The organism is Paenibacillus alginolyticus DSM 5050 = NBRC 15375, from assembly GCF_000422905.1.
Lineage (GTDB): Bacteria > Bacillota > Bacilli > Paenibacillales > NBRC-103111 > Paenibacillus_E > Paenibacillus_E alginolyticus.
In genome coordinates this window covers 1-15,782 of the sequence record NZ_AUGY01000089.1, presented here as the reverse complement: position 1 = coordinate 15,782, position 15,782 = coordinate 1, and the positions used below count along the sequence as shown (strand labels likewise).

At 45.2% G+C, this 15,782-nt stretch carries 20 protein-coding genes; 12 read left to right on the top strand and 8 right to left on the bottom strand.

Going from position 1 to position 15,782, the window contains the following annotated elements; all coding sequences use genetic code 11:
* Window positions 1–60: 60 nt before the first annotated feature.
* The 6 genes from G519_RS0130200 to G519_RS0130180 form a co-directional block, all read right to left on the bottom strand.
* Complete coding sequence (locus G519_RS0130200) at window positions 61–1,572, bottom strand: phospholipase D-like domain-containing protein (protein ID WP_029197845.1); 1,512 nt, start codon at window positions 1,570–1,572, stop codon at window positions 61–63.
* Window positions 1,573–1,651: 79 nt separating this feature from the next.
* Window positions 1,652–1,858 (bottom strand): DUF1657 domain-containing protein, encoded by a 207-nt coding sequence (locus tag G519_RS0130195; RefSeq protein ID WP_029197844.1) that lies wholly within the window; start codon window positions 1,856–1,858, stop codon window positions 1,652–1,654.
* Window positions 1,859–2,139: 281 nt separating this feature from the next.
* Window positions 2,140–2,454, bottom strand: a complete 315-nt coding sequence (locus G519_RS53130) for a CBO0543 family protein (protein ID WP_279626880.1) — start codon at window positions 2,452–2,454, stop codon at window positions 2,140–2,142.
* A gap of 129 nt (window positions 2,455–2,583) precedes the next feature.
* Window positions 2,584–3,057 carry a hypothetical protein gene (locus tag G519_RS0130190; protein ID WP_023556420.1) on the bottom strand — a complete coding sequence of 158 codons (474 nt, stop codon included), beginning with the start codon at window positions 3,055–3,057 and terminating at the stop codon, window positions 2,584–2,586.
* Window positions 3,058–3,565: 508 nt separating this feature from the next.
* The gene (locus G519_RS0130185) at window positions 3,566–3,784 is read right to left on the bottom strand and encodes a hypothetical protein (protein WP_029197843.1); all 219 of its coding nucleotides are present in this window, start codon (window positions 3,782–3,784) and stop codon (window positions 3,566–3,568) included.
* Window positions 3,785–3,959: 175 nt separating this feature from the next.
* On the bottom strand, window positions 3,960–4,163 hold the full coding sequence (locus tag G519_RS0130180) for a hypothetical protein (RefSeq protein ID WP_029197842.1): 204 nt from the start codon (window positions 4,161–4,163) through the stop codon (window positions 3,960–3,962).
* A 459-nt stretch (window positions 4,164–4,622) separates the two neighbouring features.
* On the opposite strand from G519_RS0130180, the gene G519_RS0130175 reads away from it, so the two are divergent.
* The 4 genes from G519_RS0130175 (at window position 4,623) to G519_RS45260 (ending at window position 7,646) form a co-directional block, all read left to right on the top strand.
* Window positions 4,623–4,904, top strand: coding sequence for a hypothetical protein (locus tag G519_RS0130175; RefSeq protein ID WP_029197841.1), 282 nt, complete (start codon window positions 4,623–4,625; stop codon window positions 4,902–4,904).
* A gap of 664 nt (window positions 4,905–5,568) precedes the next feature.
* Complete coding sequence (locus tag G519_RS53125) at window positions 5,569–5,694, top strand: hypothetical protein (RefSeq protein ID WP_268633500.1); 126 nt, start codon at window positions 5,569–5,571, stop codon at window positions 5,692–5,694.
* Between the two features lie 18 nt (window positions 5,695–5,712).
* Complete coding sequence (locus G519_RS0130165; protein ID WP_029197840.1) at window positions 5,713–5,859, top strand: SHOCT domain-containing protein; 147 nt, start codon at window positions 5,713–5,715, stop codon at window positions 5,857–5,859.
* A 71-nt stretch (window positions 5,860–5,930) separates the two neighbouring features.
* On the top strand, window positions 5,931–7,646 hold the full coding sequence (locus G519_RS45260; protein ID WP_036634323.1) for a recombinase family protein: 1,716 nt from the start codon (window positions 5,931–5,933) through the stop codon (window positions 7,644–7,646).
* A 638-nt stretch (window positions 7,647–8,284) separates the two neighbouring features.
* On the opposite strand, the gene G519_RS0130155 is transcribed toward G519_RS45260, so the two are convergent.
* Window positions 8,285–9,415, bottom strand: a complete 1,131-nt coding sequence (locus G519_RS0130155) for an NADH:flavin oxidoreductase (protein ID WP_029197839.1) — start codon at window positions 9,413–9,415, stop codon at window positions 8,285–8,287.
* Window positions 9,416–9,472: 57 nt separating this feature from the next.
* Window positions 9,473–10,120: a DsbA family oxidoreductase gene (locus G519_RS0130150; RefSeq protein ID WP_029197838.1), complete on the bottom strand. Its 648-nt coding sequence runs from the start codon at window positions 10,118–10,120 to the stop codon at window positions 9,473–9,475.
* A gap of 195 nt (window positions 10,121–10,315) precedes the next feature.
* Between G519_RS0130150 and G519_RS0130145 the strand changes: the two genes are divergently transcribed.
* The 8 genes from G519_RS0130145 to G519_RS45245 form a co-directional block, all read left to right on the top strand.
* On the top strand, window positions 10,316–11,167 hold the full coding sequence (locus G519_RS0130145; protein ID WP_029197837.1) for a LysR family transcriptional regulator: 852 nt from the start codon (window positions 10,316–10,318) through the stop codon (window positions 11,165–11,167).
* 297 nt (window positions 11,168–11,464) lie between these two features.
* Window positions 11,465–11,701, top strand: coding sequence for a hypothetical protein (locus G519_RS51385; protein WP_154669630.1), 237 nt, complete (start codon window positions 11,465–11,467; stop codon window positions 11,699–11,701).
* Between the two features lie 79 nt (window positions 11,702–11,780).
* Window positions 11,781–12,134, top strand: coding sequence for a helix-turn-helix domain-containing protein (locus tag G519_RS0130135; RefSeq protein WP_029197836.1), 354 nt, complete (start codon window positions 11,781–11,783; stop codon window positions 12,132–12,134).
* Entirely contained in the window at window positions 12,083–12,517 is a 435-nt protein-coding gene (locus G519_RS45250) for an IS3 family transposase (RefSeq protein ID WP_127528326.1), read from the top strand. The genes G519_RS0130135 and G519_RS45250 overlap by 52 nt, the downstream gene beginning before the upstream one ends.
* A gap of 52 nt (window positions 12,518–12,569) precedes the next feature.
* A complete protein-coding gene (gene tnpA / locus G519_RS0130125) occupies window positions 12,570–12,881 on the top strand; it encodes an IS66 family insertion sequence element accessory protein TnpA (RefSeq protein WP_036634298.1) in 312 nt (103 codons plus the stop codon).
* On the top strand, window positions 12,875–13,228 hold the full coding sequence (gene tnpB / locus G519_RS0130120; protein ID WP_029197834.1) for an IS66 family insertion sequence element accessory protein TnpB: 354 nt from the start codon (window positions 12,875–12,877) through the stop codon (window positions 13,226–13,228). Before tnpA ends, tnpB begins: the two co-directional genes overlap by 7 nt.
* Before the next feature lie 45 nt (window positions 13,229–13,273).
* Window positions 13,274–14,833, top strand: coding sequence for an IS66 family transposase (gene tnpC / locus G519_RS0130115; RefSeq protein WP_029197833.1), 1,560 nt, complete (start codon window positions 13,274–13,276; stop codon window positions 14,831–14,833).
* 333 nt (window positions 14,834–15,166) lie between these two features.
* Window positions 15,167–15,782: GGDEF domain-containing protein (locus G519_RS45245; protein WP_036634294.1), on the top strand; the 616-nt coding region annotated here is incomplete at its 3' end.

The window sequence follows — 15,782 nt, the reverse complement described above, 5'->3', positions numbered from 1 at the left end:
CCTTTCGCTATATACATTTGTAATTGGACTTCGGATTCAATTCCATGTAATTTTTGAAATTTATAACAAAGGAGATAACAAACGCGCTGCTTGATCAAGCATGCGCTCGGAAGAAGTACGATGCATATGATCTTCCAAACGATATGGAGTAGCCTCGGCGAGATCCCGTTCGAATTGTTCCGTAAGTTCCCGGGCCACATCAGAGTGATACATCACTGCACACACTTCGTAGTTTAAACGGTAACTACGGAGATCGTAGTTGGAAGAACCCACTTCGGCAATCTCGCCATCGATAATCATGACTTTGGCGTGCAATACCCCTTTGTTGTACTGAAACACATTGATCCCTGCTTCCACGAGTTCGCCATAATACGTACGGCTTGCAGCTCCTGCAACTTTAGGAATCACTTGGCGCGGCACCAGTAATCTCACTCGAACGCCACGCGCCGCGGCTGTTTTGATGGCCATCATGATATCCGCATCGGGTATAAAATAAGGGTTGGTCACGTCGATGGTTCGGGTCGCCTGAGTCAGGCAGATGAAATGCATTTCCCGAATGATCGGAGTAGGCAGCCCGGGATTGCCTTCGAATATCTGTATATAGACGTTATGCGAATCCTTGGACGGGGAAGCTTTTCCCATGTGGGTGCCTTCCATCGTTCCCAGCTCCGATCCCCATTCCCATCCGTATCGTTCTGTTTTGCCGGTTGGAAATGGATGAATGGCTTTATCGTCTGACAGTTGAGCCGATTCAGGGATAAATTTTGCCTTTCTCGTTGAATGGAGCATGTCCGGTGACGCCATTTTCCAGTGAGCCTCAAAAACGGCTTTCACATCATCCGCTGTTTCGCCGGTTAACCGCATATGAGTGTCGCGCCAAAAACCGACATCCGGCTTCATTCCGGTATACTCGTCCCCAACGTTGATTCCTCCCATGAAGGCTTCCTTACCGTCGACGATGACGATCTTGCAATGATCCCGGTATGTCAAGTTGGATAATACCCAGGGGAATCGCAAGGGAAAGATGGTCCTGCATTCAATGCCTGCTTCTATCATCCGGCGAATCACATGTTTGGGAAACGACCGGCTTCCCCAGCCATCCCTAATAAAACGAATGTTTACACCGAATAGAGCCCGTTCAATCAGCACATCTGTGATACGTTTACCGATATGGTCATTCCGGTATATGTAATATTCCAGATCGATTGTCTTTTGTGCGGCCTGAATTGATTGAAGGAGTTTTCCATAGGTTTCCATCCCGTTCGTGAGGATTTGGACGTAACCGGTTCGAAGGCCACTGACAGACAAAGGTTGCAAAGCCCGAGCGATAACAAAAGCGGAGTCACCACATGCTGGAGGCAACGCTATCGGGTTATTGTGCGAAGAAACGAGCTTGTCCCGCCGCATTTGCACAGGATTCGTTACGAACAGGTAACAAACGAATCCGATAATCGGTAATACAAGTCCGACTGATATCCAAGTCAACGCTTTGGCGGGGCGGCGCACCTCCCGAACCGCAATAATGATCAACAGTGCCGTATTTACTAGCCATAATCCTGCTATCCATGCCAAGAAAATCAGCCTCCCAATCCAGTCATCTACGAGGAAATAAAGGGGCAGCCATGCCGAGAAGAGATCGGCATGGCCTTTTTTAGAAACCTTTATACTGCGGTTCTTCCTGTTCAATTTGTTGTAACCGTGGAGTGACCTGGTCAATAATGTTTTGTGTCTGTTGCGCTGCATTTGTGAACGTGGTTTTGGCCTGCTGGTTTTGTGTATTTAACGCAAACTGTTCAAAGCTGGCCTGTGCGCTTTTTAATGAAGCTACAGCTGTTTTCACTTGAGAAGCTACCGTCATGTTGAATCACCTCCTGAAATGGCATCCATATGTAATATGTCAACCCGTCAGAATAATAATGAATGGTAAAATTTGATGATTGGCTATTGTCAGGGGTTAGAGTCTTTCTGAAAAGACTTACCGAAATCTATGCCCTTCTTGGCAATGCTTGAAGCCAGCAAGTACAGCCCAACATAGATAGGAAAAGAATAGGTATGTTTCCAGTGAACGGGGTGGTATAAATCGGCCATTTGTGAGACCGGCTCGGCCACAAAAGCGGAAAATCCCCCAAATAGGAGAGCTTAGAACAACGGATGTATGCCAGACTTGTACTGGTGTAAGAACATAACCGTGACGGGAAGAAGTGAAAAATTCCATGGAAAATTAGCGGGCATGAATGGTATGACTTCCCAGTGATAATGCCAAAGTCCCATGGCAATCCCAAGCTGGTCCAGCCACGACGACACGATAATCATCATAAACCCGGATAGGAGAAACTGTCCCGTAGCTCTCTTATCCCGAAATCCGATCCAAAATAGCCAGGGGCATATCGATAAACCTACTCCCAACCACCATTGTCGCGTAAATAGTACGTGAGTGCGCCAAATGTCAGTCATGTTGCGGTGTGCTTAGACAATCAATTGATAGGCTTGTTCGATTACATGATGAATCTAATTTTCGTCCACCGATGCCACCCCTTTCCGTTATCCGCTTACCGATCATTTTTCATCCGATATGTGCCTGTTTTATATACGCGAGTTTCCATACAGTATATTCGACGTTACAAATACGCCGACCGGCGGCAGCGAAGTTGAAGGCGGTTGCGGTGGGATATAGCCGCTATACCCCGCCAAGCTTATATCAGTTGTCGCTACCCAGGTTCCATATTCGCCCGCCTGTAAAGAAGAGGGTAGCATCCGCAGACGTCCGGTGAGAACCAAATGCCGAAGTTGAATCTTGACATCGTCATAGATGGTTAATTGGCCGGAGTAGGCGGCGTAGGGGGAATGAAACATGATCTGCTGCGTGCTTTCATTCCAACTTCCTTCAATCGGAATCGGCGTTCCGCGAAATTGGATGGTGCCTTGAATTTGCTGGTCCTGCAAAACACGCATCACTAGTTTGCCCCACACAACCGGTCTTCCGGCGACAGATGCATGAACTCCCCATATGGAAAAGGGAGGTAAACTCTTTGTACTTGTTTGAGCCGCAACGGACATGATTCATCACTCCTCAAAGTTGGATCACGTCATTATATGCGTCCTCGGCAAAAATGCCAGTCACTGGGCAAGAATTCTTTGCAGATAACCGAACATGATCAAGTAAAAGAAGATGGACTTTCTCTTATACTGGTTGTTTCTTAATGCAGACAGGTTTCGAACAAAATTGTTTCAACCCATCCCAGTTGCTCCAGATGCAATTTTTACATCGATTTGGTTGTCGGGGCAGAAGTAGTCCAGTTTTTAATGCTTGTACTGAATGTTGGTAACATGCAGGCATCCGCCTTTCCAAATTTATGCAAACAGCATTTAAGTTGTCCAGAAACGAATCATCCTATGCAGTTATCCGCATCGTGAAAGTCCGCTTGGATTTGATCCCATCTACCCTTGTCCCCTGTATACAAATATCAAAGACCGGAGCTGCCCATTTTGGGCAACAGCCGGCCTTTTGGTGGTCCTATTTCTCAGGATAAGTTGTCTTCGAAAATTATACAATGAATTTTCCAACTTACGCACGGAGCAAGTCGGACATTTTGTTTAATCGGAATGCGGTTTGCAGCATTTCCTCGCTCTTCGCCGGTTGCCCCTCTGTCATGGCCGCCACCTCCTCGGGACAAAACGAAGTATGAATCGGTTCGTTTAAAAAAACTTCCGGCATTCTACCTATGGCTCGAATCGCAAACATTTTCCACGCACTGATTCTCCCAGTTGTTGCAGAAGTCCTCATATACTTGCTCTACTCCACAGTCGGATATCATGCGCCTGGCCAAAAAGTCGTACCAGAACTGGTCGAAAGACAAGGGCATCCGGGTTCCATATTGGGAACGAAGGGTTAAATAACGGTCCCAGATTTTGATTCGGAATGCTGCCAATTCATCACATCGCTCCATGTCGGTTCGCCTTTAAGCGGCGCTGGTGCCGCTGGGTATTTCTGATGTTTTCACTCTTTCTTCGGCCATCTTTTGAAATTGTTTCGCTCTTTCCAGATGAAAGGCACGCAATTGGTCTTGATACTGAGCCATTTTCACGTGCCAGTCGTACATTTGCCTGACATAAGCGGCGTGGTCATGCGTATACATGGGCATTTCCTGTTTGATAAACTGCATTCGAAACCATTCCTCCTTGGTAGGTGAGTTTTGATGAACTTACAACACCAGTCTATGGCAGATGCATAGAAGTGAACAACGGCATCCGCCCGGTTTCTGGTCATTTTTATCGGGTTGGTTGTCTATATGAGGCGGAAACACAGCCTTTTGGGGATACCGAAAAGCTCTACTTTTCTTCAACTTAGTTATACCATTCTTTTTCATAAATGAGTCTAATTCACCTTCATAAACATGCATTCAGCACTTTATCTGCGATCCGCTTGAGACGCCTGCTACGAAGCCTCGGCGCTCTGCCGTGAAGCTGTTGATGTCCCAGGTACTCGGCGGTACCTGGCTACTGGATCAGTTTTGGAAGGAGTTTTTGGAGTTCGGCATCGATTAGGCCTTCATAAGCGCTTGGCGGACCGGGAATTCCGAAGTGACGGTAGAACGCGCCATTTTACCATGGTGGCCAATCATGTGCTTGATCCCGGCAGCAAGCTGGCAGCCGAAGACTGGGTGGATCGTGAAGTTGTCATTCCACAACTGTCGTCCTTCGATGTGCAGCACGGCTATCGGGCGATGGACTTCCTGCTGGAATCCGACGAGCTTATTCAGCGTGAAGTGTTCCACAGCGTGGCCGGCCTGTTGGAAGTCGACTTGTCGCAAGTCGTCATCGGTTTCGCGGTCACCCGCGGCGAGTATTCCGATTCAATGCCGGGTATGGCCCGGCTTCAGGGAATCGTGGCATTACATTTGTAAGAAAAAGGAATCCATATGCAAATGCAAAATAAGTCTGCCCTTTACGCCATGGATTGGATACATAAATTGTTAAATTTAGCGGCATTAAGGAGATACTAAATTACAAATGATTTATGAATACGTCAATGGATGCGATAACATGCGATAACAAGTCGAATAGAAAATATAGCATACCATAAGGTTAAGCAGTAAACATTTCAAGATTGTATTGGAAGCTGCCAAAAAGCGTGAACAGGAATTCCTTGCACCGTCTTTTTATTTTACCAACTCCCTGCCAACCTCCTCGTTTTCCATCCCGTAAAATATTTTTCTCGAAATCTTGCAACCGGAGTCCGATTTTATCCCGAAAACGTAGCGGATAGTAGAGGGATAAATGTCGCCCTCATCGCTCCTTAACAACCAAATACAATCTTATCCGGTACGTTCCCCGCATGGCCATGAAGGATAGCCACGTTGCAGGCGCGCCACGACCATTTTGTCGATTCTTGTTTTTGTATGCCTTGTTAGCAGAACCGATGGAATGCGAGCGATTTTGCCATGCAATCAATGAATGGCGGTACCATTTAAGGCGAAGACCCATACGGAGGGATAATGATACTTCCGCCCAGCCATAGCTCATCGCAATGGGGGCGGCTTGCAGCGATCCTGGAAGAGGCTGACGCCTATGAGTACAGTTAACCACTGTCCGCTGGATAAGACTTTTAGGTATGCAACCAAAACAGAGGCGGAAACAGAGATGCGCATAAGTGAAATTTTTCGGGTGCGCATCTCTGCTTTTCAGCATGTCTGAATGATCGGGAGGTCGGGTATGAACTCAAAGCTGATCAGATATAGCATGCAAATTGCGATGATTAAACAGTTATTGAATCTCTCTTTAATCACTGAAAGTGAGTTCCATCAGATCAAGGGCAAAACCATGAGAGAGTACGGCATCATTTCGGACCTGACTTCATAATTTGCACATTTGTCGGTCCGCCCAACTCTTATTATACTGATGGCGAGTTAATAAGAATGGAGGATGAGGCTATGGCGCTTGAAGTAGAAGTGATTAAAGCTAGCCGAAAAATAGTTGATCGAAACGGCGGGAAATCGTCGGATGTTCTCCGTGTTGCCCCATATGCCCGAGTAAGCACCGACTCCGAGGAGCAGTTGAACAGCTACAAGTCGCAGGTCGCTTATTATACAGATCTCGTGAGCAAGCGCAGCGACTGGGTGTTGGTTGATATGTATGCGGACGAAGCGATTACCGGCACACAGGTGACGAAGCGCGAGGATTTCCAGCGCATGATTAACGACTGCATGGACGGAAAAATCGACATGGTCATCACGAAGTCCATCTCCCGTTTTGCCAGAAACACGCTCGATACACTGAAGTACGTCCGTATGCTAAAGGATAAGGGCGTTGCTGTATTTTTTGAAGACGAGAATATCAATACGCTGACGATGGACGGCGAGTTGTTGCTTGTCATATTGAGTTCCGTAGCGCAGCAGGAAGTCGAAAATATCTCAGCTAACGTCAAAAAGGGCTTGAAGATGAAAATGAAGCGCGGCGAGTTGGTCGGCTTCCAAAGCTGCTTGGGGTACGATTACGATCCGAGCACGAAGAAGATTTCCATCAACCAGGAAGAAGCGGAGCTTGTTCGCTATATTTTTCAGCGCTACGTTGATGGCATGGGCGCATACGTTATTGCTAAGGAATTAACCGAGGCAGGACATAAGACCAAGTATGGAAGAATTGAATGGCAGGATACGAGCATTCTTGGTATCATCAAAAATGAGAAATACAAAGGCGACTTGCTACAGGGAAAGACCTTTACCCTCGATCCCATATCCAAGAGAAGACTTGAGAATTATGGCGAGGAAGATCAGTTTTATGTCAAAAATCACCACGAGCCGATCATCAGCGAAGAAGTCTTTGAGCGGGCGCAGGCTATCCTGCATAGAAGGGGCGAGAATCGCCGTCGCGGTATGAAAGGCAAACGTGACAAATACAGCAGGAAATTTGCATTCAGCAGCATGCTGGAATGTGCGTTTTGTAAAAGCAATTTCTCGCGGCGGAGCTGGCACAGCGGAACTCCAAACGAAAAGTCAGTTTGGCAGTGCGTCACCTCTACCAAAAAGGGAAAGAAGCTCTGTCCTCACAGCAAAGGCTTGGATGAGAAAATAATTGAGGACGCCTTTGTGGAGTCGTACAAATTGGTATGCCGCAATCATACGGACATTATTGATGAGCTGATGAAAAGAATGGAAGCTGTGTTCAGCGACCAGAATAGTCAAAGACGGCTGAATAAATTGATCACCGACATTCAGGCATTGGAGCAAAAACGCTGCAAGCTGATCGATCTGTGCTTGGATGAAAAAATCGACCGGGCAACTTACGAGCAGAAATATGCGGAGCTGGACGCTTCGTTGTCGGGATTACTTGAAGAGAAGTCTCAGTTGGAGCAATCCGCACAAGAAGAAATCGATACGGGCAAGCGGCTGGAGCATTTTCGCAAGGTGCTTCGCACGAACGAGCTCTTGCCATCGTTTGATCGCAGCGTATTTGAAAGTATTGTTGATAAAATCATCATCGGCACGGACGCCGATCCAGAGCAACCTAATCCATACAAGCTGACCTTCGTATACAAAACCGGTTTTCATAACAGCGTTCAAGGCAAAACGTGCAGTCCATTTCAAAAAAAGTCGCTGAAAAATGAAGGGAGTGAATTGTGTCCCTATTCCGAGCACGACACACGTTGAGTGCATTTCACAGCTAGTTAGAATCGAATAACTGGGCAACTATACTTGTGAATAAAAATAGGAATGACAAAAAGCACATGTTAATATAGAAAAAGTATTTTGGTTGATAAATGGATAATAAAAAAATATGAACCAAATAAAGAAGTAATGAATAGCTTCACCATTCATTACTTTTTTGTTTGGTAAGCAAACGAAGTGCGGTAGCTAATCATTACTAATCCAGTCCTATCTTCCACAGTACCATCTACGGAGGTCACAAACCCAACCAATCCCATCGGCCATAAGAATGTACCACTTCTGCCATGTTTTTACCAGCGATTGTCACAGGATTTACCACTTGTTGCCAATTAGTTTACCAATAGGGTAATGTCAAGAAAAATGGATTTACAATGCTAAGGATTTTGAGAGATAAAAAAAGTCTAATTCCTCTACATTTTTACCGAGGAATTAGAATAAGGATATTCCACAAACGCGCCCGATTGCGGAATATTATTTATATTTTTCTTAATGCGGTAACGCCAACATTTTGAAAATTTTAGACGCTAAGCAATTTAAACTTAAAAAAGTTGATTCCTTAAACTACAGGAATCAACTTTTTAATTTGGCTTTTTCAAGTAAGCACTGTTGATGGAGAATATTTACACTTCAAATTCTTTAATTTTAGCGTTTGGACTTAATACTTTTTCCGGTACAAATTCTTCTGGTTGTTCTCCATTTTTCACTTTATTTGCCCAGTCATCGTTAGCAAGAGCTCCACGGCCTAAAGTGATAACATCTGCTTCACCTTTTTCTATAATCTCTTTTGCTTTTTTTGGGTCATGAAGGCTCCCGTTTGCGATAACAGGTAATTTGCCATACTTTTTAGCTAACGCTGCAAGAGTAGGTCCATCTCCAAAGGCTGAATCTGTTGCATCTGTTCCTTCACCTTCAGGGAATGCAGGTTGCCATGCTTCAAATTCTGTTACATGGATAAAATCTAGTCCTGCTTGTCCTAACTGACCAAAAATAATTTCGGCATCTTTTTCTTTATCGGCCCACTTATGATAATAGTCATTTATTTTCCCCTGAGAAATTCTAATACCAATTGGATATTCTTTTCCAACTACTTCACGCACTGCTCTTGAAACTTCCACCAATAAACGAACACGATTTTCTGTAGTGCCACCATATTCATCAGTTCTTTTATTTGTATAATCCGTCAAGAACTGATCAAGGATATACCCATTGGCCCCGTGAATTTCAATTCCATCAAAACCAGCCTCTTTAGCATTCTTTGATGCCTCAACAAACCCTTTAATTACCTCCGTAATATCCTCCTTTGTCGCTTCTTTTGGTAATGGGAATGTTCCATCCCCACCATAAACCTTCATTTGCTGTCCTTTTGGTTGAACTGCTGATGGTCCTAACGTGTCACTTACAAATCGGTTTCCTTGAGATAAGGCACCCGCGTGCATCAATTGAACAAATATTTTTCCACCCTCTTGATGAACAGCATCCGTAACCTTCTTCCAAGCCTTTACTTGTTCGTTGTCTATGATACCGGGTTGATCAAAATATCCTTGACTATAAGTATTGTCTGGATATGTTCCCTCGGTTATGATTAAACCAAATCCCCCCCGAGCAAATTTCGCATAATAATCAACCATTTGGTCAGTCGCTACTCCTTCTGGTGTAGCACTTGTTCGTGTCATTGGGGCAACACCCACCCGATTGTCTAGTGTTATGCTACCTAATGTCACCGTTTCAAACAGTAAATCTTTGTTTGTCATAATGTAAACTCCTTCCATATTCCAAATCATGTATAGTATGTTCCATTGTTGAATTAATTAACAGCCGTCAATACCGCAGGCCATGCCTTCCATTAAAATAACAGGCTTTTGTTTATCCAATTCATCTTTTATTATTTGTTCCAAAGTTTCTTTTGAATGCATACCCGCGATAGTCGTATCTCCAATAACAAATGTCGGAACGGCGGTAATATTCGCTTCATCATAAGCATGTTTCAGTGCTTTTTTGTGTGCTTCTTTGTATCTTCTTGTTGTTAAAGCCTCCCGATACTCCTTTTTGTCCAATCCTACTTCACCAGCTAATTTTGTTAGTACATCGATGTTACCAATATCTTGTTCTTCCTGAAAGAAGGCACGTAGCATACGGTTATTGTATTCATTACCTTTATCTTTTTCCTTTGCATATTGATACCCTTCAAAGGCTAAATGAGTATATGGTTGAGGGGACACTCTCGGAAGGACTATGTCAATCCCCATCCGTTCGGCCATTGGATAAACGGACTGTTTCCATGTGCTTTGTAAATAATGTCCTTCTGGCTTCAATGTTTCATTTGGATATGGACGTAGCTCATACGGCATCCATTCTACTTCCACATCTTTTCCTTCTATTGCTTCTACAAAAGGCTTTTCTGCTAAAAAACAAAAAGGACATACATAGTCTGAATACACCTTTATCTTTACGGTCATGGTTACTACCTCCTATTAATTGTTTAAGTTGTGTTGCATGTATGACATACCCTCACTTTTAGGGTGGAAACTAATCACATCAAACAGACTTTGTTTCTGTGTACTCATCTATTGTAATTCACCACATTAGTTTAGTAAAATAGATAGAAATGAACTATTAGTTCGCTAAAATTGAACTAAGGAGGATAGTTATATATGGAGCTTCGTCATCTTATAACACTCAAGACAATTGTAGAGAGGGGAGGATTTAAAAAAGCAGCTGAACATCTTGGTTATGCCCAATCCTCTATAACAGCTCATATTAAAGAACTGGAGGGAGAGTTAGGAAAGCCATTATTTGACCGTTTAGGAAAAAAGGTTGTTTTAACCCAATATGGTCGTCACTTTCTTCCTTATGCTGTAAAGATTATAGACCTATATTCCCAAGCCTTAAATATAAATGAAGAACCAACAGGTGATTTGACCATAGGGATATCGGAATCACTTACTATCGGTCGAATTCCATCTATTCTTCTCGAATATAAAAGGTCTTACCCAAAAGTTAATCTTTCACTCAAATCAATAGAAAATTACCAGGTTGCATCAAGTCTTCAAAACGGGGACATTGATTTAGCTCTAATATTAGAAAAAGATGACTGGTCTCTTCCTGAGCTTCATTATGAAAGACTGATAAGAGAAAGAATGGTTTTAATAAGCCCTCTAAAGCAAGAAAACACAAGGACTGTTTTATATACGGAAAGGTCATGCAGTTATAAGTCTGTTTTTGACCACTATATAAAATTTAAACAAATGGATGTAAAAGAAAGTTTAGACTTTCAGAGCATTGAAGCAATTAAACAATGTGTTAGAAGTGGATTGGGAATTTCATTGGTACCCTATTTTTCTGTAAAAGAAGAATTGGAAAGCCAGAAATTGCATGGGGAGGAAGTAGAACCAGAACATCCAGCTATTTCTACATTCCTTGCGTATCATAAGGACAAGTGGCTATCTCCATCAATCAATAGTATGATTGCTTTAATAAAGCGTCACTCTACAAAATGGGAATAATAAAGGAGGAAAAGACAAATTAGCATTGTCTTTTTCTCCTTTAAGTTTGATTTTTTAAGATTGAAATCCTGTCATAATATACAATTAAGCGCTATTCCACTAAATGGCCCTATTGTGGAAGACTGATCTTATTAAAAATCAATCAAACTTGAATAATAACCATAACCTTTTTGTTTTTCAAAACTATGTTTTCTATCTTTTATCACCAGAAGGTTTGAAGTGCTAAACAACCTGTCATTCTTTGGTAAGCTTTTTGTTATTCGGTGTAAAAAACTATGTCAAGGATGGTACGTTTCAGTGGTCGTAATCCATCCCAAACAACACAAACAACCCAAACAACCCAAACAACCCAAACAACCCAAACAACCCAAACAACCCAAACAACCCAAACAACCCAAACAACCCAAACAACCCAATCACCCAAACCTGATGCACCAGAAGCAGAGCCGACAGTATTTAAAAACAGAACAAACTTTCATCAATATAAAGACAATAAAAAAAGCTAACAGCCTATATATGGGACTGACCCCATAACGTGAGACAAATCAAAACACCTTCAAGAGAATCAGACCATGTCGTAAGATATGGAGATAACCTTGGAGGTGTTTTTGCCTTGGCAACAAGAGTGAGCTACCCGGTAGAAGTGAAGATGAAAGCAATAGAGATGAGACTGGCAGGTGTTCCAGTGAAAGAAGTTATGGAACAGCTGAACATACGAAATGAATCACAAGTGAAAACTTGGCTGCGTTGGTATCGACAAGGAGAAGTTCAACGACTGGAGCAGCCTGTTGGAAAACAATATAGCTACGGTAAAGGACCCGAGTATACATCAGAACTTGAGAAAGTGAAAGCGGAAAATCGATTTCTGAGGCAGCAGTTAGATGTTCTAAAAAAGTACAAGGAGATGGAAAGGAGGTGTCACCGGAAATCGTCATACCATGGATGCAATCCCTCCGAGGGGAAGTAAGTGTTGCTCAGGCCTGTGCATGGTTAGGACTTCCTCGTGCCACTTACTACCGTTGGAAAGCCGCATATGGAACCGAACACAAGGATCACATGGTGGAGAAAGTTCGTAAACTCTGTTTGCAACATAAATTTCGCTATGGATATCGTAAGATCACAGCGTTGCTCCGAACGGAGCATACGATCAATCACAAACGCGTGCAGCGGATTATGCAACGTGAGCAGCTGCAATGTCGTGTCAAAGTGAAGAAACGCAAATCCACTGGGCAGCCTGCATACATAGCGGAGCATCTATTAAGGCGTCAATTTGAAACCGATTCACCGATGCAAAAACTCGTGACGGATATTACCTATTGTATGCGTCAAACCCTTCACACCTGTTCATAACCACACAAATCCGCCAGAATGAATCCAGCACGTTTACGAGAGGTGGATGGGCATGGATGCGAATTTGCAAGAAATATGGACCGCGCGCATTGCCGCATATCGAGCGAGCGGTCAAACGATGAAAGCTTGGTGCGCCGAGCATGACTTGACCCTGCATCAATTAAAATACTGGCTGTACAAGGCACAAAGGCAAGTACAATCCGTCCCATCAGCTACTGCCTTCCGTCCGGTTGCCGTCACTGGGGGAATCGCAGCAACGGAATCCCTTTGGATACATGTAGGCGCAGCACGGATCGACGTTCGATCCGGCTTTGAACCCAAATTGCTCCGCGACGTGGTCGCTGCGCTGACGCCCTTATGCTAAATCTCGTGGCAGCTTCGCTCGTTTATCTGGCTTGCGGCACGACGGACATGCGTAAATCCATTGACGGTCTAGCTGCCATCGTGCAGGAACAATTTGCGCTGGATCCCTTTTCCTCCGCGCTGTTCGTGTTTTGCAACAGTCGGCGGGATAAACTCAAAATCCTGCATTGGGATCATGCCGGCTTCTGGCTCTACTATCGCCGGCTGGAGTGCGGCTCGTTTCAATGGCCCACTGGTGGCAAAGCTCCGCTATGCCTCACGCAGCGGGAACTACGCTGGCTGCTGGATGGGCTCTCCCTTACGCAACGACACGCGCATCCCCAGGTTTCTCCAGAAATCGCCATTTAACAGGGCCAGCAGGATTTTAGGCTGCGTTTGTTGAATCTCTTCGTTATGAATAGCCCATCGGAATCCCTCACCCTTGAACAACTCCAGCAGCAAAATGCCCAGTTGGAGCAACAAAATGCCGAATTGTCGGCCAAACTTAAATGGTATGAAGAGCAATTTGGGCTCGCGCAGCAAAAACGCTTTGGCGCTTCCAGTGAGAAGACGCACCCGGATCAACTGGAGCTGAATCTATTTAATGAAGCGGAAGTGACCGCGGCACCTGAGCCGGAGAAGGAATCGATCACGTATGAGCGCCGAAAAGCCAGCGGCAAGCGTGAAGAGGACCTCTCCAAGCTGCCGGTGGAAACGGTGATGTATGCCCTTGCCGAAAACGAGCAAATATGCGCGTGCTGCGGCGGAGCGCTGCATGAAATGACCACCGAGACACGCCGCGAAATCGCGGTGGTGCCTCCACAAGTCAAGGTCGTGCAGCATGTGCGGCAGGTGTATGCCTGCCGCCACTGCGAACGCGATGAACTGAAAACGCCTATCGTCACGGCACCCATGCCACGGCCTGCCTATCCGGGCAGCTTGGCTTCCCCATCGTCGATGGCGCATGTGATGTGCCAAAAATACGTCAGCAGCCAGCCGCTGTACCGGCAGGAACAGGAATGGAGCCGTTTGGGCTATCCCCTGTCGCGGCAGACGATGGCGAACTGGATGATCTACGGTGCGGAACAATGGCTGCTGCCCGTTGTAGCGGAAATGAAACGCCATTTGCTGAAGCAGGAGGTCCTGCATGCGGATGAAACCACCCTGCAAGTACTGAAGGAACCTGGGAAAGCCGCGCAGTCGAACTCGTATATGTGGCTGTATCGCACGGGTCAGGGGGTGGAACCGGTGGTGCTCTATGACTACCAGCGCACCCGAGGCGGGGACCATCCGCGGGATTTTCTTGCAGGCTTCAAGGGTTACTTGCATGTGGATGGCTATGCGGGGTACCACAAGGTCAAAGCGGTGACGCTGGTAGGGTGCTGGGCCCATGCGCGTCGCAAATACGATGAGGCCTTGAAAGTAGCGCCAGAGGCCAGAAGCAATCCGCACAGTGTAGCAGCACAAGGCCTTGCCTGGTGCAACCAGCTGTTTGCGGTCGATCGGGGGCTGGGGGAGGTCACGGACTTGGAACGACTGGCCGCTCGCGAGGAGCAAAGCCGCCCCGTGCTGGATGCGTATTATGCTTGGCTGCGCCAACAGAAATCCCGGGCCATGCCCAAAAGCTTGCTGGGGCAGGCGATTGGCTACAGCCTGAACCAGTGGGACAAGCTGATGGTTTTTATGAAGGATGGTAGGTTGGAACTGGACAATAACCGCAGCGAGCGCTCGATCAAGCCGTTTGTGATCGGGCGTAAGAACTGGCTATTTGCCAACACGCCGCGTGGAGCCAAAGCCAGCGCAGCGATCTATAGTGTGATCGAGACGGCCAAGGAAAATGGGCTACACCCGTTCCGCTATCTCACCTACTTGTTTGAGCAGCTGCCTAACCTGCCTAACCTGCAGGAGCCACAGGCGTTAGAGCCCTTTATGCCGTGGTCGTCGCAACTGCCCGATTTCTGCCGCCTGAGTTAACCTGTATTCATCATACACTCGCTCCCATCTGACCGCTAGGTGGGGGCTATTTGAAGCATACCCACAGTTGAAGTAGTAGCAAGTTATTGAAGGGGTTTGGCGGTAATTGTCGAAATATACGAGTAGTCAATCATATGCTGGTCGGCATTAATGGAAGCATGTTAATGCTACACTTTTGGCAATCAAATATACGCTAGTTATACCGGAGCTCGCCTAGACTAAGTTAAATGGCACGCAAAAAAGCCCCTCTTCGGAGCTGGCGCAACCATGAGATTCGTCCATAGAAACCGAGCCAGTGTCTGTCATAACATTCGAAATGCGGGTGATAGATAAATGGAAGAATTTATAACGGACTACTCCGTACTAGATTCGTTATTGGATAATATTTCAATTATTGATCTTAACGGCTTCATTCGATTTACTAATGAGTCTTGGATCCGTTTTGCAATGACAAATGGCGGAAACCCAAACAACTGTGGAATTGGAACCAATTATTTTGATGCTTGCAAAGAGGAAAATACCGTTGTCTTGGGTATTCGACAAGTTCTAACGGGAAGGATTCTGTCCTTTCAATACGAATATCCTTGCCACTCTCCTTCCGTAAAGCGGTGGTTCTTAATGCAAACGGCACCTCTTTATACTTCCTCGGGTGAGATTTATGGAGCCGTAATCTCACATATCAATATTACGCAAAGGAAGTTATTAGAACTGCAATTGGAAGAATTGTCCATAACAGACACTTTAACTTCTTTATATAACCGAAGATATTTCAACAAAAAACTGAAGCAAGAGCTGGCCCATGCAAATCGTTACAATCATAGTCTTTCTCTTATACTTCTTGATATCGATCATTTTAAAAAGATCAATGATACTTATGGGCACGAGGCCGGTGATCGAGCCATTCGTGAAATCTCCTTTGTTTTGTTGGATTGTACGAGGGAAAAAGATA

Bases quoted from the DNA above. Each gene is read 5' to 3' on its own strand.
- G519_RS0130165 (WP_029197840.1), top strand. From the start codon at position 5,713: ATGAACTCAAAGCTGATCAGATATAGCATGCAAATTGCGATGATTAAA.
- G519_RS0130180 (WP_029197842.1), bottom strand. From the start codon at position 4,163: ATGCAGTTTATCAAACAGGAAATGCCCATGTATACGCATGACCACGCC.
- G519_RS0130145 (WP_029197837.1), top strand. From the start codon at position 10,316: ATGGAGCTTCGTCATCTTATAACACTCAAGACAATTGTAGAGAGGGGA.
- tnpA (WP_036634298.1), top strand. From the start codon at position 12,570: ATGGATGCGAATTTGCAAGAAATATGGACCGCGCGCATTGCCGCATAT.
- G519_RS0130185 (WP_029197843.1), bottom strand. From the start codon at position 3,784: ATGAGGACTTCTGCAACAACTGGGAGAATCAGTGCGTGGAAAATGTTT.
- G519_RS0130190 (WP_023556420.1), bottom strand. From the start codon at position 3,057: ATGTCCGTTGCGGCTCAAACAAGTACAAAGAGTTTACCTCCCTTTTCC.
- tnpC (WP_029197833.1), top strand. From the start codon at position 13,274: ATGAATAGCCCATCGGAATCCCTCACCCTTGAACAACTCCAGCAGCAA.
- tnpB (WP_029197834.1), top strand. From the start codon at position 12,875: ATGCTAAATCTCGTGGCAGCTTCGCTCGTTTATCTGGCTTGCGGCACG.
- G519_RS0130155 (WP_029197839.1), bottom strand. From the start codon at position 9,415: ATGACAAACAAAGATTTACTGTTTGAAACGGTGACATTAGGTAGCATA.
- G519_RS53125 (WP_268633500.1), top strand. From the start codon at position 5,569: ATGAGTACAGTTAACCACTGTCCGCTGGATAAGACTTTTAGGTATGCA.
- G519_RS45260 (WP_036634323.1), top strand. From the start codon at position 5,931: ATGGCGCTTGAAGTAGAAGTGATTAAAGCTAGCCGAAAAATAGTTGAT.
- G519_RS0130195 (WP_029197844.1), bottom strand. From the start codon at position 1,858: ATGACGGTAGCTTCTCAAGTGAAAACAGCTGTAGCTTCATTAAAAAGC.
- G519_RS0130150 (WP_029197838.1), bottom strand. From the start codon at position 10,120: ATGACCGTAAAGATAAAGGTGTATTCAGACTATGTATGTCCTTTTTGT.
- G519_RS53130 (WP_279626880.1), bottom strand. From the start codon at position 2,454: ATGACTGACATTTGGCGCACTCACGTACTATTTACGCGACAATGGTGG.